The organism is Haemophilus paracuniculus (assembly GCF_002015115.1).
Taxonomy (GTDB): domain Bacteria; phylum Pseudomonadota; class Gammaproteobacteria; order Enterobacterales; family Pasteurellaceae; genus Haemophilus_E; species Haemophilus_E paracuniculus.
This window is the reverse complement of sequence record NZ_MUYA01000013.1, coordinates 1-23,220: the sequence shown is the minus strand read 5'-3', so window position 1 is coordinate 23,220 and position 23,220 is coordinate 1. Positions and strand designations below refer to the sequence as shown.

At 42.2% G+C, this 23,220-nt stretch carries 26 protein-coding genes; 17 read left to right on the top strand and 9 right to left on the bottom strand.

What is annotated here, in order from left to right; translation table 11 throughout:
• The first annotated feature begins 72 nt into the window (after positions 1–72).
• From fabA to pdxY, 9 genes are all read left to right on the top strand, one after another.
• On the top strand, positions 73–603 hold the full coding sequence (fabA, locus tag B0187_RS08615) for a bifunctional 3-hydroxydecanoyl-ACP dehydratase/trans-2-decenoyl-ACP isomerase (RefSeq protein ID WP_078237463.1): 531 nt from the start codon (positions 73–75) through the stop codon (positions 601–603).
• Between the two features lie 89 nt (positions 604–692).
• A complete protein-coding gene (locus B0187_RS08610) occupies positions 693–1,208 on the top strand; it encodes a pilus assembly FimT family protein (RefSeq protein WP_078237462.1) in 516 nt (171 codons plus the stop codon).
• The gene (locus B0187_RS08605) at positions 1,168–1,890 is read left to right on the top strand and encodes a hypothetical protein (protein ID WP_078237461.1); all 723 of its coding nucleotides are present in this window, start codon (positions 1,168–1,170) and stop codon (positions 1,888–1,890) included. The genes B0187_RS08610 and B0187_RS08605 overlap by 41 nt, the downstream gene beginning before the upstream one ends.
• Positions 1,868–2,506, top strand: a complete 639-nt coding sequence (locus B0187_RS08600) for a DUF2572 family protein (RefSeq protein WP_078237460.1) — start codon at positions 1,868–1,870, stop codon at positions 2,504–2,506. Before B0187_RS08605 ends, B0187_RS08600 begins: the two co-directional genes overlap by 23 nt.
• Positions 2,499–2,801, top strand: a complete 303-nt coding sequence (locus B0187_RS08595) for a DUF5374 domain-containing protein (protein WP_078237459.1) — start codon at positions 2,499–2,501, stop codon at positions 2,799–2,801. The genes B0187_RS08600 and B0187_RS08595 overlap by 8 nt, the downstream gene beginning before the upstream one ends.
• Positions 2,802–2,871: 70 nt before the next feature.
• Positions 2,872–6,195, top strand: coding sequence for an exodeoxyribonuclease V subunit gamma (gene recC / locus B0187_RS08590; protein WP_078237458.1), 3,324 nt, complete (start codon positions 2,872–2,874; stop codon positions 6,193–6,195).
• Positions 6,195–9,149 (top strand): pitrilysin, encoded by a 2,955-nt coding sequence (ptrA, locus tag B0187_RS08585; RefSeq protein ID WP_078237457.1) that lies wholly within the window; start codon positions 6,195–6,197, stop codon positions 9,147–9,149. The genes recC and ptrA overlap by 1 nt, the downstream gene beginning before the upstream one ends.
• Before the next feature lie 119 nt (positions 9,150–9,268).
• The gene (locus B0187_RS08580) at positions 9,269–10,861 is read left to right on the top strand and encodes an ABC transporter substrate-binding protein (RefSeq protein ID WP_078237456.1); all 1,593 of its coding nucleotides are present in this window, start codon (positions 9,269–9,271) and stop codon (positions 10,859–10,861) included.
• Between the two features lie 75 nt (positions 10,862–10,936).
• The gene (gene pdxY / locus B0187_RS08575; protein WP_078237455.1) at positions 10,937–11,800 is read left to right on the top strand and encodes a pyridoxal kinase PdxY; all 864 of its coding nucleotides are present in this window, start codon (positions 10,937–10,939) and stop codon (positions 11,798–11,800) included.
• A gap of 48 nt (positions 11,801–11,848) precedes the next feature.
• On the opposite strand, the gene dsbA is transcribed toward pdxY, so the two are convergent.
• Both dsbA and B0187_RS08565 read right to left on the bottom strand, forming a co-directional pair.
• A complete protein-coding gene (gene dsbA / locus B0187_RS08570; protein WP_078237454.1) occupies positions 11,849–12,484 on the bottom strand; it encodes a thiol:disulfide interchange protein DsbA in 636 nt (211 codons plus the stop codon).
• A 63-nt stretch (positions 12,485–12,547) separates the two neighbouring features.
• Positions 12,548–12,817: a YihD family protein gene (locus tag B0187_RS08565; protein ID WP_078237453.1), complete on the bottom strand. Its 270-nt coding sequence runs from the start codon at positions 12,815–12,817 to the stop codon at positions 12,548–12,550.
• 79 nt (positions 12,818–12,896) lie between these two features.
• On the opposite strand from B0187_RS08565, the gene mobA reads away from it, so the two are divergent.
• Positions 12,897–13,979, top strand: a complete 1,083-nt coding sequence (gene mobA / locus B0187_RS08560) for a molybdenum cofactor guanylyltransferase MobA (protein WP_078237452.1) — start codon at positions 12,897–12,899, stop codon at positions 13,977–13,979.
• A 5-nt stretch (positions 13,980–13,984) separates the two neighbouring features.
• Here the strand turns inward: mobA and B0187_RS08555 are convergent, their stop codons facing one another.
• Positions 13,985–14,392: a helix-turn-helix domain-containing protein gene (locus tag B0187_RS08555; protein ID WP_245797026.1), complete on the bottom strand. Its 408-nt coding sequence runs from the start codon at positions 14,390–14,392 to the stop codon at positions 13,985–13,987.
• Between B0187_RS08555 and B0187_RS10385 the strand changes: the two genes are divergently transcribed.
• Positions 14,351–14,707: a hypothetical protein gene (locus tag B0187_RS10385; RefSeq protein ID WP_245797025.1), complete on the top strand. Its 357-nt coding sequence runs from the start codon at positions 14,351–14,353 to the stop codon at positions 14,705–14,707. The two genes, B0187_RS08555 and B0187_RS10385, sit on opposite strands and share 42 nt — an antisense overlap.
• 54 nt (positions 14,708–14,761) lie before the next feature.
• On the opposite strand, the gene B0187_RS08550 is transcribed toward B0187_RS10385, so the two are convergent.
• The 6 genes from B0187_RS08550 to B0187_RS08535 form a co-directional block, all read right to left on the bottom strand.
• Positions 14,762–15,151, bottom strand: a complete 390-nt coding sequence (locus B0187_RS08550; RefSeq protein WP_078237451.1) for a MerR family DNA-binding protein — start codon at positions 15,149–15,151, stop codon at positions 14,762–14,764.
• Positions 15,152–15,265: 114 nt separating this feature from the next.
• Positions 15,266–15,409 carry a hypothetical protein gene (locus B0187_RS10275; RefSeq protein WP_158078235.1) on the bottom strand — a complete coding sequence of 48 codons (144 nt, stop codon included), beginning with the start codon at positions 15,407–15,409 and terminating at the stop codon, positions 15,266–15,268.
• 29 nt (positions 15,410–15,438) lie between these two features.
• The gene (gene copM / locus B0187_RS08545; RefSeq protein ID WP_078237450.1) at positions 15,439–15,822 is read right to left on the bottom strand and encodes a CopM family metallochaperone; all 384 of its coding nucleotides are present in this window, start codon (positions 15,820–15,822) and stop codon (positions 15,439–15,441) included.
• Between the two features lie 104 nt (positions 15,823–15,926).
• On the bottom strand, positions 15,927–16,370 hold the full coding sequence (locus tag B0187_RS08540; RefSeq protein ID WP_078237449.1) for a hypothetical protein: 444 nt from the start codon (positions 16,368–16,370) through the stop codon (positions 15,927–15,929).
• A complete protein-coding gene (locus B0187_RS10270; RefSeq protein WP_158078234.1) occupies positions 16,333–16,506 on the bottom strand; it encodes a hypothetical protein in 174 nt (57 codons plus the stop codon). The genes B0187_RS08540 and B0187_RS10270 overlap by 38 nt, the downstream gene beginning before the upstream one ends.
• Positions 16,507–16,736: 230 nt before the next feature.
• Positions 16,737–17,591 carry an MBL fold metallo-hydrolase gene (locus B0187_RS08535; protein WP_078237448.1) on the bottom strand — a complete coding sequence of 285 codons (855 nt, stop codon included), beginning with the start codon at positions 17,589–17,591 and terminating at the stop codon, positions 16,737–16,739.
• 115 nt (positions 17,592–17,706) lie between these two features.
• On the opposite strand from B0187_RS08535, the gene B0187_RS08530 reads away from it, so the two are divergent.
• The 6 genes from B0187_RS08530 to B0187_RS08505 all read left to right on the top strand — a co-directional run bounded on the left by B0187_RS08530 (position 17,707) and on the right by B0187_RS08505 (position 23,162).
• Positions 17,707–18,597 (top strand): LysR family transcriptional regulator, encoded by an 891-nt coding sequence (locus B0187_RS08530; protein WP_078237447.1) that lies wholly within the window; start codon positions 17,707–17,709, stop codon positions 18,595–18,597.
• 109 nt (positions 18,598–18,706) lie between these two features.
• A complete protein-coding gene (locus tag B0187_RS08525; RefSeq protein WP_078237446.1) occupies positions 18,707–19,969 on the top strand; it encodes a GntP family permease in 1,263 nt (420 codons plus the stop codon).
• Between the two features lie 9 nt (positions 19,970–19,978).
• Positions 19,979–21,112: a glycerate kinase gene (locus tag B0187_RS08520; RefSeq protein WP_078237445.1), complete on the top strand. Its 1,134-nt coding sequence runs from the start codon at positions 19,979–19,981 to the stop codon at positions 21,110–21,112.
• A 12-nt stretch (positions 21,113–21,124) separates the two neighbouring features.
• Positions 21,125–21,676 (top strand): hypothetical protein, encoded by a 552-nt coding sequence (locus B0187_RS08515; protein ID WP_158078233.1) that lies wholly within the window; start codon positions 21,125–21,127, stop codon positions 21,674–21,676.
• Between the two features lie 4 nt (positions 21,677–21,680).
• Positions 21,681–22,502: an SEL1-like repeat protein gene (locus B0187_RS08510; protein WP_078237443.1), complete on the top strand. Its 822-nt coding sequence runs from the start codon at positions 21,681–21,683 to the stop codon at positions 22,500–22,502.
• Between the two features lie 108 nt (positions 22,503–22,610).
• Positions 22,611–23,162, top strand: a complete 552-nt coding sequence (locus B0187_RS08505; protein ID WP_078237442.1) for a tetratricopeptide repeat protein — start codon at positions 22,611–22,613, stop codon at positions 23,160–23,162.
• Positions 23,163–23,220: the final 58 nt, after the last annotated feature.

Here is a 23,220-nt window from a genome sequence, read left to right as displayed (position 1 = left end):
GCCTGTACTATCGCACTCATTCCACAAGTGCTGATATTACAGGCTTTTTTATTATTTTTTAGGATTAAATCAATGAACAACTGTACACCAAACATCAAATCTAGCTACACCTACGAAGACTTATTAGCCTCTGGGCGTGGCGAGTTATTTGGTGCAGAAGGCCCACAATTACCTGCCCCAACAATGCTAATGATGGATCGCATAACAAAAATGGATCAAGCGGCGGGGTTATTTGAAAAAGGGTACATCGAGGCGGAATTGGATATTCACCCCGATTTGCCGTTTTTCGGTTGCCATTTTATCGGCGACCCCGTAATGCCTGGTTGCTTAGGGCTTGATGCGATGTGGCAGTTGGTTGGTTTCTACCTCGGCTGGATTGGCGGTAAAGGCAAAGGGCGTGCCTTAGGTGTAGGTGAAGTCAAATTTACGGGGCAAATTTTGCCAACAGCGAAAAAAGTAACTTACCGTATTCATATGAAACGCGTGATTAACCGCAAATTGGTAATGGGAATGGCAGACGGCGAAGTGGAAGTGGACGGCCGTGTGATCTACACCGCAACGGATTTGAAAGTCGGTCTGTTCCAAGATACCACCGCATTCTAAATTATTTTTGTGATCCCGATCGACAAATTGATTTTTGTTGATTTACAAATTTGCTAAAAAACATAGTATTTCCTCACGGGGGAAATACTATGTTTCGTGCATTCAGTCTTATTGAATCAATTACTACGCTCACACTTTTTGTGATAGCGTTCTATTTTATTTCCCCCTCTCTTTTTCAATTTTCCGACAAAATTAAACTCAATAATGAAATTGAGCAAATAAAATCTTTTGTGTATCAAATTCAAAGCCAAGCACGTTATACCAAACAGAATTATTCTCTTTCTATTTCACAACCTGTCTCACAGAAATTTTGCCTGATTGCGGTAAAAAAAGAGAGCAGTAAACAAATTCCTTGCGATTGTTTTAATTTATCTTCTTGTACTGCGAAAGAATATCAAACTTATTATAGCCAAAATAGTAATGTTATTTTGAGAAATCGTAGCCTTTACCCAAGAGTATTTATGAATATTGATGGTGTGAGTGCAAAATTAGAATCGAAATGTATCAATATGCGATTAAATGATGAAAGTGAAATTTTACAATTTGATCAAAATGGGGTGATTTATGTTATGCCAAAAGCGAAACGCAGTAGTTGTAGAGAATAAATTTCACGCATTTAGTTTAATTGAGATATTGATCTCACTCTCGTTAGCTACAATCATTTTATTTTCTATTTCAAAATTATATAGTGATTTTTATGCTAGTCAGAAAAAACAATCAGAATTATTGATGTTGCAACGAGAGAGTTTTCAACTTTTAACTTACTTAAAACAACATATTCAGCATATTGGTTATCAAGGATCTTTTCGAGAAAATAGTAATTATCCTTTATTCCAAAATCAATCTAAGAATTATGCCTTAGTGAATCCAAGTTGTTTAATTTTCTTTTATGATGTGAATAGAGACGGTTGCATTGGAAATCGAGCAAAAACGCAAAGTTGTATGATTGGTATTTTAAATAACACCAAAGAGATCAATAAAGAAATTTTTGGTTTTAAATTAGAAAATCAAGCATTGTATATTTACGAAGATAATAGCGTCCAACAATGTACTTTAAATATATGCAAACAGTTATTAACGACTTGCAATAAAGGAAAATGGAGAAAAATTGATAATAATGATTATCTGATTACCCAGCTTAATTTTATTTGGCTAAAATTCGAGAAAATAATGAAAATCGAAATGGAATTAATCTCTAAGCAACAGCCCGAAATTCGTTATCAAGGGGTAGGATACAGTTATTTATTAAATGCAGGTGATCAAGATGAAACAGTATCGGGGAAGTAGCTTAGTGGTTGCCTTAATGGTATTAAGTGGCATTTTGCTATTCATCTTTACTAATAAAGATAATCTCATTCGACAAGAAAGATTAACCCAGTCTTATTACCAAAATTACTTACAAAATAAGTTAAAAATAGTTGAGCTGTCAGATAAAAATAAATTAGATGAACATTGCCAAAAATCTAAAATAGAAAAAGGAATGATAAAGTTAGAAAAGTTAAACTACTTTTTTGCTTGCCACAGTTTATTTTTAAATCTTAGAGAGGTAAGGAAAAAATATATTCAAACTGATGATTTGAGCAAGTTGATTCATCTTGAAGTAGCGAAAAAAGATCTTTATCACATCAATACATTAGCAGAATTGCCAGAGAGTAGTTTAGCTGATCCTAAAATTGTGATTACAAATAATAAAATTAACGAACGTTTAGCACGAGATTTTTTCGGTATTATCATAACAGATTATCCATTTAATATCACAGGTAGAAGAATATATGGCACGCTTTATTCTAACTATCATAATTCAGATCGAAATTTAACCTATAAAAAAGAAGTGATTGAAAATTTACAAAATAAATATTGGCATTATCAACCTTACTCACGGAATTTATTGGGCGATGATTAAATGGATTAAAGCAGAAAACACCCTGTCAATTATGATAGCAGTAATGATTTCCAGCATATTATTGTTGGTTTATTCACAATGGCAAGGGCGACAAAATCAGGCTCAAATGCAGGCTTTTCAGCGGCTAGAAGCAATGCAAATTGCCGAAAATCAACTCGCCCTGAAAATGACAAAATTGCCTTGCGAAGCGGAAATTAACCAAAACGAACTGCGGTTTAGAGTTCGTTGTGAGTCAAATCGCATTCAGGTGGAATATCCCTTGGGTGTTTTTGAACTCACCACAAAAAATTTCTAGGATCGACCCGCTTGCGATTGAATTTTCGCAGTAATTCATAGACAATCTACCGTCAAAGCGAGGATTTTCTATGTTTACAGTCTATTATTCCAATCAATTAGCCCACCATAAAGATAAATTAGTCGAATTGTTGCAACATTTCCCCAATGCCGACCCGTTCAGCCAAGAAACGGTTTTGGTGCAAAGTGTCGGAATGGAACAATGGCTAAGAAAGGAAATTGCCCAGAGCGTTGGCATTTCCGCAAGCATAGAATTTCCGTTCCCTACCAGTTTTGTGTGGCAACAATATCGTGTGCTTTTTCCCGATTTGCCCAAAGAGAATATTTTTAGCCGTGCCACAATGGCTTGGCGGTTAATGCGGTTAATTCCAAAATATCTTTCCCACCCCGATTTTTCAGCATTAAATCATTATTTAAAAGAGAATAATGATCAGGTGAAACTTTATTTATTAGCAAATAAAGTGGCAGATTTATTCGATCAGTATTTAGTTTACCGCCCAGATTGGCTGATGGCTTGGGAACATAATGATTTTGAAAAAATACTCGGCGAATTTAAAAATATCAATAAAGAAGATTTATTATCTTCTATTAAATGGCAAGCGATTTTATGGAATGAAATTGTCAATGAAACAAAATTAAATAAAGAAGAAAGCAAGTTTAATGCTTCACACCGCGCCTATTTAAAAGATCGTTATTTTGAAAAGTTAGATAGTCTAACTCTATTAGAAAAAAATAAATTACCGCAACGAATTTTTATTTTTGGTATTTCAACGCTACCTTTATCGCAACTGGAAGTATTAGGTAAATTAAGTGAGCATATTGATATTCATCTCTTTTTTACTAGCCCGAGCGGATTAGACTGGTGGAACGATAAAGAAGCCTTGGTTTATGAAAAACTAGCCTTACGGGAAAAAATTTCCTTTGAAGAATTAAAACAAGCGGTCGAATTTTCAGGAAATCCGTTACTTTCAATGTGGGGCAAACAAGGGGGCAGTTTTTTTGCTCAATTAGTTGAACAATATGAAGTGGAAGAGCTTGAATTTGGACAATTTGCGGAAGAAGAAACTTTATTAGCACAATTAAAAGGCAGTTTTGCTGATTTAGAGCCTTCACCAACTTTTTCAGTATCAGAAAATGATCATTCAATCCAAATTCACGCTTGCCATAGCGAAATGCGTGAAGTGGAAGTTTTGCATAATAAATTATTACAATTATTTGAGCAAAATCCTGAATTATCGCCAAAAGATATTATCGTAATGTCCACGGATATTGAAAAATATGCCCCTTATATTAGTGCGGTATTTTCTCGTTATAAAAATGAAGAATATCAATCATCTTCACGTTATATTCCTTTTACGATTTCAGATCAGCGAGTTCGTTTAATTGATCCTATTTTATCTAGTTTTTTACAACTGTTTTCCTTTAAAGAAAATCAATTTACCGCAGAAAATATTTTAGCTTTATTATCTGTTCAAGCTATTCAAGATAAATTAAATCTCAATCAAGAAAAATTTGAAATGATTAAATCTTGGGTTAGTTCCGTTGGTATTCGGGCTGGGTTAAATATTGATAATCAAACGTGGCAAAATTATAATGCGTGGGAAAATGGCTTAGACCGCTTATTATTAGGGCAAAGTTTAAGTGAAGATGAAGGAATTTGGCAAAATAGTGTCGCCTTTAATCAAAGCTATGGATTAACGGCGGAATTATCGGGCGTTTTAAGTTATTTTGTTGAACAATTAAGTGAGTGGCGAGCTTATTTAATCGAATCGCATAATGCACAAGAATGGCAATCTACATTAAAAGCGTTTATTGATAAACTATATAGCGAAAGAGATGATTATGCCGAAACGATTTTAAATTTAAAACAAACGATTGACAAAGCATTTGGTTATATTGAGGAAGTTAATTTTATCGAAAAATTAACCAGTGAAGTGATTGAGAATTTATTAACGGAAGCATTAGATATTCAGTCAAATCATCTTAATTTCTTAGCAGGGAAAGTGAATTTTTGCACCTTGTTACCAATGCGTGCTATTCCTTTTAAAGTAGTTTGTTTACTCGGTATGAATGAACAGGATTTCCCGCGTCAGCAGCGAACAAATAGTTTTGATTTAATGCAATATTCCTATCGAAAAGGCGATCGTTCAAAACGAGATGATGATCGTTATCTTTTCTTAGAGGCCTTGCTTTCGGCTCAACAGATTTTCTATGTGAGTTATATTGGTAATTCTTTAAAAGATAATAAAGAAAAATTACCGTCAGTTTTATTATCGCAATTACAAGATTTTATTATTGAGCATTTGGCAGATAAATCTGATTTTGAAAGAATTTTTACTCGCCATTCAATGACGATATTCAGTCAAGATAATTTTAGAGATAATCATATTTATCAACAAACTGGAACGGGGAAATATATCTCTTTTGATAAAGAGTGGATTTCACTTAATCAAGAGGTGGGATCGGATAAAATTTTTTCAATGCCGATTGAACTGAAAGAAGAAAATATCCCTCACACGATTTCTTTGCAAGATTTAATCAGTTTTTTACAAAATCCGATTAAACATTTCTTTAATCATCGTTTAGGTATTTATTTCTATAATGAAGATCAAGGTTGGCAAGAGACGGAAAACTTTGAGCTTTCTAATTTGGAACAATATACGTTGCTGGATAAATTATTGGTAACGGATCAAGAAGAAATTTTACTTGAACAGGAAAAGAGAAAGGGGAATTTACTTTCAGCGGCATTTTCTTCTTTTGTCGAACAAGAGTTATCCAGCACAATTAAACCAATTAAAAAAGGATTGGCGACTTATTTAAAACGAGATGCCGCTTTATTTGAGGTTGATTTGGGGATTGATGTAAATGGATTAAACTTTAATTTAAATGGTAACATTCCTAATTTATTTGATAACGAAATTGTACAATGGCGAGTGGGTAAATTAAGGGATAAGGATGTTATTCAGTCTTGGGTTTATTATCTGGCAATGGTTATCGCTACCTCTGAAAATAGTGAAGAAATAATGTCATTTAAATTCTATTATAGAGATAAGGATAAATTAGCTTATTTAACATTTAATCCTATTTCAAAAAATGATGCAGCAACAATGTTGGCTCAATATATTGCGGAATATCTGTATAGCCAGAAACATTTAAGCATTATTATTTATGATAAATTACGGGAATACTTTGCTGAATTACCTACGGAACTTGAACTAGCTAACTATTGTCAATCTTATTTATTAGATGCTCAATGTGCTCACAATGATGGTGCTTATATTCAGCGAGTTTTAGATCAAGATGTAAATCATCTTGATTATCTCACAATTCACGACCGTACCCTTGTGTGGTTTGAAAAAATGGTGCAATCCGTCGTAATTACAGAGGTAGAATAATGAAACGTTCAATCATCAGCCAAGCGATTTCTTACGCATTATGTTCGATTTTCGCGGTGGGAATTTCAAATGCAGTGTTAGCAGAAAATAATAAAAATCCGACCGCTAGTATCGAAAATTCACAACAAAATCCACAAGGGTTTTCGTTAATTAAACAAGTTATCAATAAAAGCCCAAATGATAAAGCGATTTATCAAGGGATTAAATTAAATAACGGAATGACCGTATTATTGATTTCCGATGAAAAAGCGAATAAATCGTTAATGTCGTTGGCTTTGCCGATTGGTTCAATGGAAGATCCCGAAAATCAACAAGGTTTGGCTCATTATTTAGAGCATATGATCTTAATGGGATCGAAAAAATATCCAGAAACGAACAGTTTAGATCAATTTTTAAGTAAAAATGGTGGTTATAATAATGCGTCCACCAGTTCAATGCGAACGGCTTATTTTTTTGAAGTCAATAATAATGCCTTTGATGAAGCGGTTGAGCGTTTTGGTGATACCATTGCTCAACCCTTATTATTAGAAACGAATGCAAAAAAAGAAGTCAATGCAGTTAATGCGGAAATGGTGCGAGCCAAATCAAGCGACGGACATTTATTGTATAGCGTGAGTTTGGCAAATATAAATCCTGAACATCCAATGGCAAAATTTACCGTAGGGAATAATCAAACCTTATCGGATAAAGCAGAGAGTAAATTACAAACGGCATTAGAAAATTTTTATAATAAATATTATTCAGCGAATTTAATGACGGCGGTGTTATATTCTAATCAGCCGATTGAAAAGTTAGCTAAATTAGCCGAAAAAAATTTAGGCAAGGTTGAAAATAAAAATATTCAAGCCCCAACGGTTAATCTGCCTTTATATCGTGAACAAGATAAAGGGGTTATTTTAGAATATAAACCAATTAAGCCATTAAAATTACTCTCAATTTCCTTTGATATGCCAAATGATGAAGATAAGTTTTTAAATAAATCGGGGGAATATCTTGCCTATGTGTTTAATAATAATACGGACGGCACGCTATCCGATTATTTAATCAAGCAAGGATTATCCGATAGTGGAATTTCCGCTTCATCAACGGCGAACGTTAGCCGTAACCGTGGCGAATTTAGCATTAGTGTAGTCTTAACCGATAAGGGTTTAGCTGAAAAAGATAAAGTGATTTCGCTGATTTTCCAACAGATTGAGCAAGTTAAAAAAGCAGGGATTCAGCAAAGTTATTTTGATGAAGCCAAAGAGAGCTTGAAGCAAGAATTTCAACATTTACAAGTGGAAAAAAATGGCGATTATATTGAAAGTCTTGCGGAAAAAATGCTTTATTATCCGTTGGAACACCTTTTAGATTCTGATTATTTAACGGAATCAATGGATAAAAAGGCGATTGAGCAAAAACTTTCTGAAATGACCCTTGATAATGCAGTAATTACGCTGGTCAGCGAGAAAGCAAAAACTGATCAAAAAACTAAACATTTTGAGGCGGGTTATTCTCGTACTAAAATTAGCGAACAGCAGAAAAAAGCGTGGTTGGATTTTAGCCAAAACCCAGAAATTAAATTACCTGCATTAAATCCTTATTTTGCGACTGATTTTTCTGTGATTAAAAATGAAGAAAAACGGACTCAACCGAAATTGATTGAGCAAAATCAAGGCACTGAAATTTATGCAATGTTGAGCCAATATTTTGCCGAAGATCCAAAAACAGAAACTCTTTTTGTTTTTTCGATTAGTCCTCGTTCAGATGAATTAAAATTAGGCATAAGTGCCTTAATTTTAAATTATATGAATGAACTCGCCCAAGCCAAAATCAGTTTTCAATCTGCGGTGGCGAATATGGGAATTAAATTTTCACTCTTCCCCGATGGTTTAAAAATTGGGGCGAGTGGTTATACCCAACATCTCGGCAAGTTAATTCAAGATAGTTTAATCCAATTTAGCCAATTTAAATTAGAGGAAAATAATCTTGTTCAAGCCAAACAACGCTTATTTGAATTATTGGATAAGCAGAAAAAAGAGCAGAGTTTAAATCAAGCTAATCAAGTATTTAAAGAGTTTGATAATTATCCTTATTTTAGCGAAGAAAAAGTAAGAAAAGCGATTGAACAAATAACCCTTGCGGATATTCAACAATTTCGGGAACGTGTTTTAACTCAAATAACAGGGGTTAAAGTGCTTTCGGTGGGGAATTTATCTGACCAACAAGTGATTGATTTAACTCAACAAATTGAAAAAGTGGTTAAAAATGATCAAACGGCGATTTTGCCAAAGCGTTATTTAGATATTAACCAAAGCAATCGCAAATTAAATTATATTAAAAATGTACCGCACGAAGATAATGCGTTGGTGGTTAATTTAATGGCGAAAGGCTATGAAGAATTTGCAGGAATGGCACAGGCAAGATTGTTGCGAGATATGCTCGGGCGTTGGTATTTTGACGATCTTCGCACCCAAAAACAGCTCGGCTATGTGGTTTATGCCACCAATGCGATGATCGGCAAAACCGCAGGGCTAAAATTTGCGGTGCAAAGCCCGAATGCGACACCAGCGGCGATTATGGCGGAAAATCAACGTTTTTGGGCGGAATCTCTCGCTAAATTACAAGCACTTTCCGAGCCTGAATTTGAGCAATATAAAGCGAGTTTGCTCGAAAAATTGCAACGCAAGCCTGAATCCCTTGCCGAAGAATTTGAAGATTACCTCGCTGATTTTGGCGAAAAAAATGTGAAATTCGACCGCTTGCAAAAGCTGATTGAACAACTCAAAAACTTAACCAAAGCCGAGCTGATTAAGTTTTATCAAGAAACGGTGATCGACCAGCAAGGCTTGGTTTTTATCAGCCAAGCCTTAGGCACAAAAACTAAACCAGAAGATGCGGCTAAGCTCGCCAACTTTGAACAAGTAAACGACATCAGCACCTTGCAAAAACAGTTTGAGTTGAAAGAAGATTAACGATTTAAGCCAAGTTAATATAATTTTTCGTTATATAAACTTGGCTTTTGTTATTTACTCACGCACCAATAAAGGGTAATCTTGCCCGCAATTTGCAACCTTTCTTTAACAGAGGCAATATGAAATTAACCAAATTAACTTTGATTGCAACGGCACTCGTTGGATCAACCGTGGCACAAGCCGCCGATAAAACTTTTATTAACTGCGTTAGCCGTTCGCCGAGTGGGTTTAGTCCTGCATTGGTGATGGACGGTATTTCTTACAATGCGAGTTCGCAACAGGTGTATAACCGTCTTGTGGAATTTAAACGTGGCTCAACCGAGATCGAGCCAGCGTTGGCAGAGAGTTGGGAAGTGAGCGAAGACGGTTTAACTTACACGTTCAAACTGCGTAAAGGCGTGAAATTCCATTCCAATAAAGTGTTCAACCCGAGCCGTGATTTTAATGCGGACGATGTAGTGTTCTCGTTCAACCGCCAATTCGACCCAAATCACCCTTACCACAAGGTGTCTAACGCCACCTATCCTTATTTCAAAGCGATGAAATTCCCTGATTTGTTGAAATCGGTGGAAAAAGTGGACGACTACACGGTCAAAATCACCCTTAATAAGAAAGATGCGACTTTCCTTTCCAGCTTAGGAATGGATTTCATCTCAATTTATTCAGCGGAATATGCGGATAAAATGTTGCAAGCGGGCAAGCCTGAAACCATCGACACCGACCCAATCGGCACAGGTCCGTTCGTGTTTGCTGGTTATCAGCTTGATCAGCGTAGCCGCTATTTGGCGAACAAAGATTATTGGAAAGGCAAAGCGGATATTGATCGCCTCGTGTTTGAAATTGTGCCAGATGCGACCACCCGTTACGCTAAATTACAAGCGGGTAGTTGCGATTTAATTGATTTCCCGAATGCGACCGACATCGCCAAAATGAAAACCGATCCGAAAGTGAACTTGCTTTCACAAGAGGGCTTGAACATCGCTTATGTGGCGTTCAACACTGAAAAAGCCCCGTTTGACAATGTGAAAGTGCGTCAAGCCTTGAACTATGCGGTGGATAAAAAAGCGATCATCGACATCGTTTATCAAGGGGCTGGCGTAGCGGCGAAAAATCCGCTGCCACCAACGATTTGGGGTTACAACAACGCAATCAAAGACGATGAATATAACCCAGAAAAAGCGAAGCAATTACTCGCCGAAGCAGGCTACCCGAACGGTTTTGAAACGGAACTTTGGGTGCAACCTGTGGTGCGAGCCTCTAACCCGAACCCACGCCGTATGTCGGAAATTATCCAAAGCGACTGGGAAAAAATCGGCGTGAAAGCGAAATTGGTAACTTACGAATGGGGCGACTACATCAAACGCACCAAAGCAGGCGAACTCACCGCAGGGACTTACGGCTGGTCGGGCGATAACGGCGACCCAGACAACTTCCTCTCGCCACTGTTCGGTTCCGCCAACATCGGCAACAGCAACTACGCCCGTTTCAAAAACGCCGAACTTGATGCCTTACTCGACAAAGCGATCGGTTTATCCGACAAAGGCGAACGTGCGAAACTCTACGAACAAGCCCAAGTCTTGTTAAAAGAGCAAGCCCCGTGGATCAACGTGGCACACTCAATCAACTTCGCCCCAACCAGCAAGCGAGTGATTGACTACAAACAAAGCCCGTTTGGTTACACCTACCTCTACGGCACTAAATTAGCCGACTAACCCTTACAAGCGGTCAGATTTTCCGAAATTTCGCGAAATCTGACCGCTTGTTTTTTTGATCTAAAAGGAGATTTAATGAAAAATGTACTCTCAATTCAATCCCATGTTGTCTATGGCTACGCAGGCAACAAAGCCGCCACGTTCCCGATGCAGTTGCTCGGCGTGGACGTTTGGGCGTTGAACACTGTTCAATTTTCCAACCATACTCAATATGGCAAATGGAAAGGAATGGTGATTCCGCCTGCTCAAATCGGAGAAATCGCCCAAGGGATTGCCGAGATTGAGGCGTTGCACGAGTGCGATGCGGTGTTATCGGGCTACATCGGTGCCGCCGAGCAAGGGGCGGAAATTTTGGCGGCGGTCGAGAAAATCAAAGCCCTCAACCCAAATGCGATCTATTTTTGCGACCCCGTAATGGGACACCCCGACAAGGGCTGTATCGTGGCGGACGGCGTGGCGGAATTTCTGCGAGATCACGCAATGGCGAAAGCCGACATCATCGCCCCGAATTTGGTGGAATTACGAGAGCTGACGGGCTTACCCGTGGAAAATTTTGAACAAGCCCTCGTCGCAATCAAATTTATCCGCGACAAAGGGGCGAAACGGGTGCTGGTTAAACATTTGAGCAAAGTCGGCAAAGATCCGAGCCAGTTTGAAATGATCCTCGCCAATGCCGAGGGCATTTTCCACATCAGCCGCCCACTGCACCACTTCGCCGCCAAAGATCCCGTGGGTGTGGGCGACTTAACAAGCGGTCTGTTTCTCGCCAATTTACTCAACGGCAAAACCGACCTCGAAGCCTTTGAACACACCGCCAACGCCGTCAATGATGTAATGAGCGTTACCGCCGAAAGTGGCAAATACGAATTGCAAATCATCAAAGCAAGGCATTTGATTGTTGAGCCGAAAAGCCAATATCGTGCGATAAAAATTGCCTAATAAAAAACGGTCAGATTTTTTCAAATCTGACCGCTTGTTTATTGAAAATTATTTATTCAATAAGAAAATCGTGGTATCCACATAACGTTTGATGAAATCATCGTTATCTTTTGAATCCGAGAAACCTTCCATATTGAGTTTATATTTGTCGTTTACGAAGAACGTTGGCACGGAATCCACTTTGAAATCTTCCGCTAATTTTTCTTGTTTATTGACTAAACCGTTTACTGCAAAGCTGTTGATGCCGCCGTCAAATTGTTCGGCAGTAATGCCGTTTTTGAGGAACACCGCACGAATGTCGTCCATTGATTGGAATGTATTTTTTTGCGCCCCTTCAAACAGGTCGGTTTTCACTTTGTCTTCCACGCCTAACGCCATTGCTAACGCCCACGCACGGGTTAAGTTTTCCGACTGTCTGCCCGCAAAATTCACGTGATATTGCACTAATTTCGCATCTTTTGGTAACGCCGCTTTGATTTTACTTGGGATTTTATATTGCATTTCAAAATTGTAGCAATGAGGGCAGTAGAATGAGAAAAATTCCACCACTTCTTTTTGTGCTGACGGGGCTTGGCGGATTTCGAGGTATTCTTTACCTGCGGTTGGATCTGCCGCCACGGCTGTTGTGTTGAATGCAAGTAAGCCAGATAATGCCACGAGGGTCATTTTAAAGGTCTTTTTCATAGGGTTTCCTGTTGAGAATGAAATAAAAAATCTGCGTGCGAAAAGCACGCCGTTTTGACAACATCAATCTTTTAAAATTCCGCGAGCTTTTAATAAAGCGGTTTTAAAATCATCTTCATAATCTTTTTTAATGCCAGGGATTGGCTCGAATTTATCCGCATTTCGCATTTTGAGCTGATAAATCAACACCTCATCACGCAGGGCAGGGTAATCATCGGGCTTGCCCACTTCCACCGAAAGCTGTTGCAGAATATCGATCAAATGCAAATCGGGGTTTTGTCGCCAATGATCGCCGAGTAATTCCAACAACTCTTCTAAACGTTTACATTTCATTTTTAATCCTTAAATTGCTTGTTGCAAAACGGGGGGAATTATATACTTTCAGCCCTCTTTTTACCACTTAGGGGATAAAATGAAACCGCAAATTTCTGCCGTAATTTTAGCAGGCGGACTGGCTCGCCGAATGAATGGGGTTGAGAAAGGTTTGCAACTTTTACAGGGAAAACCGTTAATTTCGCATCTTTTAGCACGACTTTCGCCACAAATCGACACCATTTGGCTTAATATCAACCGCTCGCTGGCGGATTATCAAGCCCAGTTTCCCGATTTGCCGTTTTATTCTGATCACTTGCCTAATTTTCAGGGGGCATTGAGCGGAATGTTGTCCGCTTTTGAACAGATCGACAGCGATCTGATTTTGTTCGTCCCTTGCGATGCCCCTTTTGTGCCACACAATCTCGCCGCCAAATTGCACACCGCTTTGCGGATCAACCAAGCCCAGATTGCCTACGCCCACGATGGTGAGCGTCCGCACCCCACTTGTGCCATTTTGCACCGTGCCGTTATGCCAGCGTTACAAAATTACCTCGCCCAAGGCGAACGCCGTTTACTGCATTTTTTCCAATCGCAAAAGAGTGTGGCGGTTGATTTTTCCGAGCAAGCCACCGCTTTCCAAAATTTCAACACCCTTGCCGATCTCGCTACGCCACGCCTGCCGAGTGCGATTCCGACCCTTGCGATTACGGGATACAGCGGCACGGGCAAAACCACGTTGTTGGAAAAGCTGATCCCCGAATTAACCGCCTGCAACTTGCGAGTGGGGCTGATTAAACATTCGCACCATAATGTTGAGGTGGATAAAGCGGGCAAAGATAGCCACCGCCTGCGTTTGGCGGGGGCGAACCCTACGATGATCGTCTGCGATCAGCGTTGGGCGTTGATGTGCGAAACCTCGCAAGCGGTCGGATTTTCAGACATATTAGCCCAGTTCGATCCGCAACAGGTGGATCTGATTTTGGTTGAGGGTTTTAAACACGAACCGATCCCGAAGATCCAACTGCACCGCCGAGATCTGGATCGCCCACTGCCCGAGCAGGATCAATGGACGGTCGCCTACGCCACCGATTATCCGATCAAGTGTGATCTGCCTTGTCTCGATCTCAACCAAATCCCGCAAATTGCCGACTTTATCCTGCAATATCGCTGCAAAATTTAGCAAAATCATACCCCTTGCGAGCCGACAAAGGTTTTCCGCCAATCATTCGGGCTGACGCGGTAGCGGGCTTTGAAATGTTGGCGGAAGCTAACCGCTGTTTGAAAGCCGACTTGCTCGCTGATTTGCTCAATGGATAATGAGGTATTTTCTAATAATAGCAGGCTGTTTTGTAGGCGAAGTTGAATAATCCACTGGGTCAGGCTCGTGCCAGTTGCCTTTTGGAAATGGCGGGTAAAGGTACGGCGGCTCATTGCCAACTCTGTGGCAAGCTCATCAATGCGGTAGCAAGCGGTCGGATTTTGCTGAATTTTTGCCAGTAGTTGATTGATTTGCTGATCCTTGCTGGCGGTCGGCAAGGGATGATCGATAAATTGAGCCTGTCCGCCCTCTCGGTGGGGCGGCACGACCATCATTCGGGCGATTTTATTCGCAATGCGACTGCCGCAAAATTGCCGCACGATATACAAACAGCAATCCAAACTTGCCGCCGTGCCAGCCGAGGTAATCAGCCGATCATCATCAACATAATGGACGGCGGCATCATTATGGGCAAAGAAGACGTGCCGAGAATGGTGAAAACCGCCCCGAACGCCAAAGTGGTGGTGGTGCATATGGACGCCGTAAACCACGCCACCGTTACCAGCGATGAAATGCGTCAGCTCGTGAAAGAGCAAGGCTTACAAAACCAAGTCGCTGTGCCGAGAGAGGGGGAAATCTTAAAATACTAATCTCGTAAGCGGTGGGATTTGTAAAAATTTTGACGGATCGTACCGCTTGTTTTGTTAGGGATTTAACTGATCCAAAATTGCACAATCGGCATTTTCATCGCCGGCACAGCGGTCGTACCAGTTTTGTAGTTTTTGTCGCATTGCGTCAAGTTGGGCGATTTTTTCGGTGAGAAATTGCAAATGCTCGTGGGTCAATTGCTTGACTTCACGGCATTGGCTATTAGATGGATTATCCCATAATAATAGCAAGGTTTTTATATGGGCGATAGAAAAACCAACCTCTCTGGCGTGATGAATAAATTTCAGCCGTTCCACATCGTTTTTGTCGTAATCCCGATAGCCTGCCTCGGTTCTTGCTACTTTGGGCAATAATTGATGTTTTTCATAATCTCGAATTTGCTTGGCGGAAAGCCCTGTTAAATCCGTTACTTGTTTTATTTTCATTTTTTTATTTTGCCTACTTGACCTTTACCTTGGGTAAAGGATTATCCTAAAAACGCTGGTGCAATCCAAGCCAGCTTTTTATTCACAAACAGAGGAATTAACAATGAAAGTTCATCAATGTACCTGCACACCTTGTTGCGAAAATTGCCGTTGCACCCCAGAACAATGCTTCTGTAAAGAAACACCTTGTTGCGAAAACTGCCGTTGTACCGCAGAAAAATGCTGTAAACAGGCAGAATAATCAAATAAAACAGGCACTCGGTTGAGTGCCTTTTTTGAGAGAAAAATTATTTTTTCAACCATTTTTCCATTTGTTTAATTTCAGGATCTTGGGCTTTGATGATCGCTTCCGCCAATTTCCGCATTTCAGGATCTTTGCCATATTTAAGCTGAATTTCCGCCATTTTAATCGCCCCTAAATGGTGCGGAATCATCGAGCGAGCAAAGGCTCGGTCGGGGTCGTTGTCTTTCACGCCGTCCATCATCATTTGGTGCAATTCGTTCATTGATTGCAGATATTCACGGGTGAAATCCGCCTCTTCGGCAGACATCGCCGCCATATTGTGCGACATTCCGTTCATATTATGTTCAGCGTTATTGCTCTGATTGGCGTAAGCAAGTGAGCTAACCGCAACAGACAACGCCAAAACAAGGGTTTTTGTGCATTTCATAAGTGTTTCCTCAAATGTGTGTGAATCAATGCGAGCGTTAGGATAAACCCTCACCTTGGGTTCAAGTCAAGTAAAAATTTGGGCGAGTTGTACCTCTTTTGGGTTTAATGTGAATGATCCGATTTGATATGTTGATACCCTTTCTTAGTCCGTTGCACAAAATTCGGCACGCCTTGAATGTGCAGGCGTTGGGCGAGGGCTTGTCCTTCGGCGATTCGCTGTTCCGCTTGTTGGCGGATTGTCGAATTTTGCAATAATCCCACCGCTTGCGGTAAGCCGTTTGCCGTCAAAATCTCAGCGAGAACGTCTAGGTTGGTGTTGTCTTTGCCGTCCACATAGCGAGCGATTTGGAAAGCAGAAAGCATTGCTAATTCTCGCTCTGGGGCAACTTCTCGCACTGCCGTGAGGGCGACCACCAGATTGAACGAATCAAAATCGGTCGCTTGGTTGAGGATATTTTGGCGGTAGCTTTCGCTGAAAATCTGCCCCGTGAGTTGGGCGATCCGCTGATCATTCGCCCACGCATATTCGGCAAATTGAGTGTCCATTTTCCGCCCAGAATGGGGAAAATAACCCCGTTGGCACAAGCTCAACTTCGGCAGTTTCCGCCAAACGTTGCACCTCTTGGCTCGCCCCATAGTACCAGCCACAAAGGGGATCGAAAAGATAAAGGATTTTTTCCATTTTTTATTTTCTCTGCTGTGATAATTAAGCCCTCGCCCACTTGTGGGAGAGGGACAGATTTTTCTTCGTTGAGAAGAAAAATCAAGGAGAGGGAAAAATTTGCGGAAATCTGACCGCTTGCGGTTTCCCTCTCTCTGCGAAAAATTGCCTGACGCAATTTTTTCGCTGTCTCTCTCCCATAAATGGGCGAGAGCTTTTTGACTGTGAACGAAGATTATTAAGTAGTCAAATTACCACTTCATCTCGCCCTTATTCACTTTGGCACTTAATTCTAAGTTGCCTTTGTCGGCGAGGTTTGGATAGGCTTTGTCCATTGTGGCAATTACTTGGTCGCTGTTTTTGCCTTGTTCGAGGGCTTTTTCAAACTTTTTCAGGTAAGTTTGGGTAAATTCGATACTTTTCGGATCGGTGCTAGTGTCGGAAGAATGCCCTGCGATCACTTTGGTTGGTTTCAAGGCTTTCATTTCGTCTAACTGGGCGATCCACGCCTCACGCTCGGCTTTGGTTTGGCTGTCGGCGGTCCAAACGTGCATATTGTTGTAAACGCTCACGTTGCCCGTGATGGTTTTGAGGGACGGAATCCACACATAAGGACGGTTGGCGAGGGTGCCTTGCGTGCCGCGAATTTCCACTTTTTCGCCGTCCACTGTGAGAGTATTATCTTTCAACACCTCTGGAATGATCGGGGTTTTCGGTGCGTTCGCCCCCATTTGCGGCACCCACACTTCTAATTTATTCGCTAATTTCGCCTTGATTTCGTCCACCACCGCTTGGGTTGAAACCACTTTCGCATTTGGGAAGAACTGTTTGAGGGTTTCCGCCCCGAAGTAGTAATCAGGATCGGCGTTGCTAATCAAAATGGTGGTTAATTCTTTGTTGCTGTCTAACACGTTCGCTACGATGCGTAATGCGTCCGCTTTGGTAAAGCCCGTGTCGATCACCATTGCTTCTTTGTCGCCCGTAACGAGGGTTGAGCTAACGCTAAAACCTTGCGGCTCGGCTTGGAAAACTTTGAGGTTTAATTCCGCATTTGCCATTGCTGAGGTGGCGAGGGCGAGGCTTAATAAGGTTGCTTTGAATTTCATTTTGAGTTCCTTTTGTTGGTTGAATGTTTGTTTTGATGGTGTGCATTATAACGCAACAATTCCCCGAATAAATAGGCTATAATGCACAAGACTGTTGCATAAAAGGAAATAATAAATGGATAAACTCACCTCAATTAACGTCTTTTTAACGCTGGCGGAACTGGGCAGCTACACGGCGACCGCCGATAAATTGGATATGTCGCGGGCGATGGTTTCTCGCCATATCGACCAAATGGAAGAGTGGCTCAATGCTCGGCTGTTCCAACGCACCACGCGGGTGGTGAAAATTACCGAAGCGGGCGAACAAGCGGTACGATATTGCCAACAAATTACCGATTTGGTGCAGGAAGTTGAGCAGGAAGTGTCGGCACAATCGGGCGAGTTGGTTGGCGTGCTGCGGCTGGCTTCGAGCATTTCGTTCGGGGCGAACATTTTGAGCGAGGCGATCAATGAATTTCAGCAACTTCACCCCAAACTCAAAATCCACCTTAATTTGGGCGATCAAGCGATCAACCTGATCGAAAATAGAATAGATTTGGCGATCCGCATTACCAACAATCCTGATCCGTCCCTCGTGGCTCGAAAATTGTCTCGTTGCCGATCCCTACTGGTCGCTACCCCCGACTACCTCGCCCAACACGGCATTCCCACCACATTGGACGAACTTCGCTCGCACCGCTGTTTGGCACACGCCAACGTAAACCGCACCGAATGGTACTTCCGCCAAGGCGAGCAACAGCAGACGGTTGAACTCGACAACGCCTTTACCGCCAACGACGCCCTCGCCCTCTGTAATATCGCCCTCGCCAGTGGCGGCATCGCAATGTTGCCCCGTTATATGGTCAATCCCCACCTCGAAAGCGGACGCTTGCAAGCCGTCCTCACCGACTGGGATCTCCCCGAATACACCCTCTACGCCCTCTACCCCTCACGCCATAAATTGCCGTTAATGGTTAGAACTTTTTTGGATTTCCTCGTGGAACAATTTGCCGAAAAAGGGTGGTAGTAAGCGGTCAGATTTTGAGAAATTTTCGCAAATTGTGATATTCATCACGCTTTTGAAAATCAAAAAAGCCGATAATGTTCGCCAATTTTAGGTTTAAGAGGAAAACAAAATGGTAACGGTTTCCGCATTGGGTGCAGTGGTCGCTTTGTCGGTGGCGATTGGGCTGATTTTGAAGAAAGTGCCGCCAGCGTATGGAATGTTGATTGGGGCGTTGAGTGGTGGTTTGATTGGAGGGGCGGATCTGTCGCAAACGGTTAGTTTGATGATTGGTGGCGCACAAGGGATTACCACCGCCGTAATGCGAATTTTAGCCGCTGGGGTGTTGGCTGGGGTACTGATTGAATCGGGGGCGGCGAATACGATTGCCGAGACGATTGTCAAGAAACTCGGCGAAACCCGTGCCTTGTTGGCGTTGGTGCTTTCTACGCTCATTTTGACGGCGGTCGGCGTGTTTATTGATGTGGCGGTGATTACCGTGTCGCCGATTGCCCTTGCGTTGGCGAAGCGAGGGGGATTGTCCAAACCTGCCATTTTGTTGGCGATGGTGGGGGGCGGAAAGGCTGGCAATTTGATCTCGCCGAACCCGAATGCGATTGCGGCTTCGGACGCTTTCCAACTTCCGCTCACGTCGGTAATGGCGGCAGGCATTATTCCTGCCCTGTTCGGTTTGGTCTTTACATATTTTCTGGCAAAACGCTTGATCCACAAAGGCTCGCAAGTGCAAGAGGGCGAGGTTTTTGCAAAAAATAATGAAAATCTACCCGCTTGCTGGGCGGCACTTTCTGCCCCGTTATTTGCGATTTTGCTACTTGCCTTGCGACCGATTGCAGGGATCAAAATCGATCCGCTAATTGCGTTACCGCTCGGGGGCTTGGTCGGGGAGTTGGCGATGGGCAAAATTTTGCAGATTAACCGCTTTGCCACTTCGGGCTTGCTTAAAATGTCGCCAGTCGCAATTATGTTGCTCGGCACGGGGGCGTTGGCAGGGATTATCGGCAATTCGGGCTTGAAAGATGTGCTGATTGAAAGCCTGACCGCCTCGGGCTTGCCCTCTTACTTATTAGCCCCGATTTCGGGGGTTTTGATGTCGTTCGCCACCGCGTCCACCACCGCAGGGACGGTGGTCGCCTCGAATGTATTTAGTGCGACCTTAACCGAATTGGGCGTGTCGGCGTTGGCAGGGGCGGCGATGATCCACGCAGGGGCAACGGTAGGCGACCATATGCCGCACGGTTCATTCTTCCACGCCACGGGCGGTTGCGTAAATATGGACATCAAAGAACGGTTGAAGTTGATCCCCTATGAAACGGCGGTCGGCTTAGTGATGACCATTGTTTCCACCTTGATTTTTGGCGTATTCAAATTGTTCTAGGAGGGCAAAATGAAGATTGTGATTGCACCCGATTCATTCAAAGAGAGCTTGACCGCCCTTGAAGTGGCGGAGGCGATTGAAACGGGCTTCAAGCGGGTATTTCCCGATGAAATTTATCAAAAAGTACCAATGGCGGACGGCGGCGAAGGCTCGGTGCAATCCTTGATTGATGCGACCGCTGGCTTGCTAGTTGAAGTGGAAGTTACCGCCCCACTCGGCGACAAAACGCAGGCATTTTTGGGGATTTCTGGCGATAAACAGACCGCTTTCATCGAAATGGCGGCGGCTTCGGGCTTGCATTTAGTGCCGTTTTCGCAACGAAATCCGCTCAAAACCACCAGCTACGGCACGGGCGAGCTGATCAAAAAGGCCCTCGATTTGGGCGTGAGCAAAATTCTGCTCGGCATTGGCGGTAGTGCCACCAATGACGGTGGCGTGGGAATGTTGCAGGCGTTGGGCGTGTCGTTTCGCAACTCGCAACAGCAAGAAATCGGCTTCGGTGGCGAGCGGTTGGCGGAGATCGCAGCGATCTCATTAGAGAACTTAGATCCGCGTTTGGCAAAAGTGCAGTTTGAAGTAGCGTGCGATGTGAATAATCCTCTTTGTGGCGAGCGTGGAGCGGCGGCGGTGTTCGGGCCGCAAAAAGGGGCAACCCCCGAAATGGTGCAACAGCTCGATCAGGCATTGGCACATTTTGCCAAGGTGGCGGCACAGCAACTTGGCGTAGAAATTGCCGATCACGCAGGGGCTGGGGCGGCTGGCGGAATGGGTGGTGGCTTGCTACTCTTGCCAAATGTACAACTCAAAGCAGGGGTGCAAATTATCATTGAAGCCACCCAATTAGCCGAGCAGATTAAGGACGCGGATTTAGTAATCACAGGCGAGGGGCGAATGGACGCTCAATCCATCGCAGGCAAAACCCCGATCGGCGTAGCGAAAACCGCCAAACAATTCGGCAAACCCGTGATTGCGATTGTCGGCTGCCTGCGAGAGGATTATTCCGTGGTCTATCAACACGGCATTGATGCGGTTTTTCCCATCATTTGCCAACTTAACAACCTTGAAGACACCTTAAAACAAGGCAAACAAAATTTGATTTCCACCGCCGAAAATGTGGCGAGGTTGATCAAATTGAAAATCTAGCCCATACAAGCGGTGAGATCACCGCTTTTTTCCTCAATTTACCCCACCCCAACCTCAAAAAAGCTTGGGGTTTTTCTTGCAAAAAATCCCCCTAAACCCACCGCTTACCGCCCCCACCCTTGCCCTAGCATAAATGGTTGTGCAAAAAAAAAACAATATATAATTAAAAAATGTTCGATTTATTTTTTGATTTTTGGAGAAAATATGGCTAATTCAATAAGGCGTGTGCGATTTGTAACCACCATTGACTTCCTTGATGGCATTGATATTTGGCGATCAGTTTTAGATAAAGCTGGATATCGAGTTAGTAAAGACTTAGGAAAAGGGCGTTATCAGTTGCTCATGGATATTGTTTTTAGGGAAAACGAGAACGGCTATAAATACATCTACTTGATAGAAGAAGAGATGTTTTTACATTTAAAACCAGCAGAAAAACCTGATGCACTTGTGAGGATTGGAGATGTTTCAATCAAATTTGTGATAGACGATTTTTTGCGTAGTGGAGAGAAATTTGAAGAATCGCTTAACTACTTTGTAAGACCAATTATTACTGATAAGGAATAAACCAATGAAAAAATATTTACTTTCAACACTCACCACTTTGCTTTTCGCTCAAACGGCTTTTGCCGAAGTTGATCCAGCACTTTTAGCAAAAGCAAAACTTGAATATGCGGGTGCTCAATATCAGGTTGCAGAACAATATTGTCTCGATGGAAATTATAAAGAAGGGTTATATTGGCTGGAACAGTTAACAAAACAAGGAAATGTCCCCATTGTGACAGAATATGAGTATTTTGGGGAGAAGAAAACGTATGAGGTAACTTCTTATGCTGGCTCTTGGGCAACAGGGGAATTGGCTAAGGCATATTATTCTGGAACCTGTTTAGGAAGTAAACAGCTATTTACCCCAAATTATGTAAAAGCGATAGAGTGGTTTGAGCGTGATGGGAATAAATTTCGTATAGCGGAAATATATTGGCGTGGAGGCTATGGTGTTAAACAAGATGGACGGAAAGCAATAAGCATTTATATGGATCTATCGGGTTTTAATAAAGGTGGTCAGAGGTGGTATATGGGGCATAACGATGCTCGTTACCGTATGGCACAAGTCTATTACTTCGGATTGTTTGGTTATTCACAAAACGATCAACTTGCCTATGAATTTGTAAGTAGTGCGTGGAATGATGTCGGTAACTTTTTTGTTTCTGCTAATAGTGTTGATGCTGGCATACTGAAAGCCCATATGGATTTTGAGAAAAGAGGACAAGGTAAAAAATGGGAAGGCTTAGAGTTAATGGAAAAAATCTGTGAGAAATACAAAAAGAAAAAAGCCTGTGATTGGGTGGAGGATATGAAAGCTGACCGCCCATTGCGAAAAGCACCATTGTAAGCATTACATTCAACCAAAACTGGCGAAACCCGCCAGTTTTTTTACATTAAGGAACATCAAATGAAAATAAGCATATTCGGGCTGATGTTATGACTAATATTGGGGCAAATGGCGTGGGCAAGTGGCGAGCATTTTCGCAATATGCCCAACGATCGGCTGATTTATTATGCAGAGCAAGGCAATGTGGAGGCTCAACTGCACCTCGCCGCCCGCTATGATGAGGGATTTGGCATTGAGCAAAGTTTTGAACAATCGGCAAAATGGTATCGCAAAGCCGCCGAACAAAACTCAGCGGAAGCCCAATTTGCCCTGAGCGTGATGTATGACGAGGGGCTAGGCGTACCAAAAGATGCCAAACAAGCGGTGTTTTGGCTAGAAAAAGCCGCCAAGTTGGGACACTCTTTCGCCCAACATAGTTTAGGGAGTCGTTACTACCTTGGCGATAATGTGCCGAAAGATATTTGGAAAACGTGGCGTTATTGGCACCAAGCCGCTAAACAAAATGAAGCGAAAGCCCAGTTTGGATTAGGCTCGCTTTATAGCGGCATTCTGGTGAAAGACTTGCCCAAAGCCAAATACTTCTTTGGCATTGCCTGCAAAAATGGCGAAACCAAAGCCTGTGATGCTTATCAAAAATTAAAAGCAGAGGGCGTGAAATAAATTTGGCAAAAAAACGGCGAAACCTGACCGCTTGTTATGCGTTTTGCTTTAATTTTAT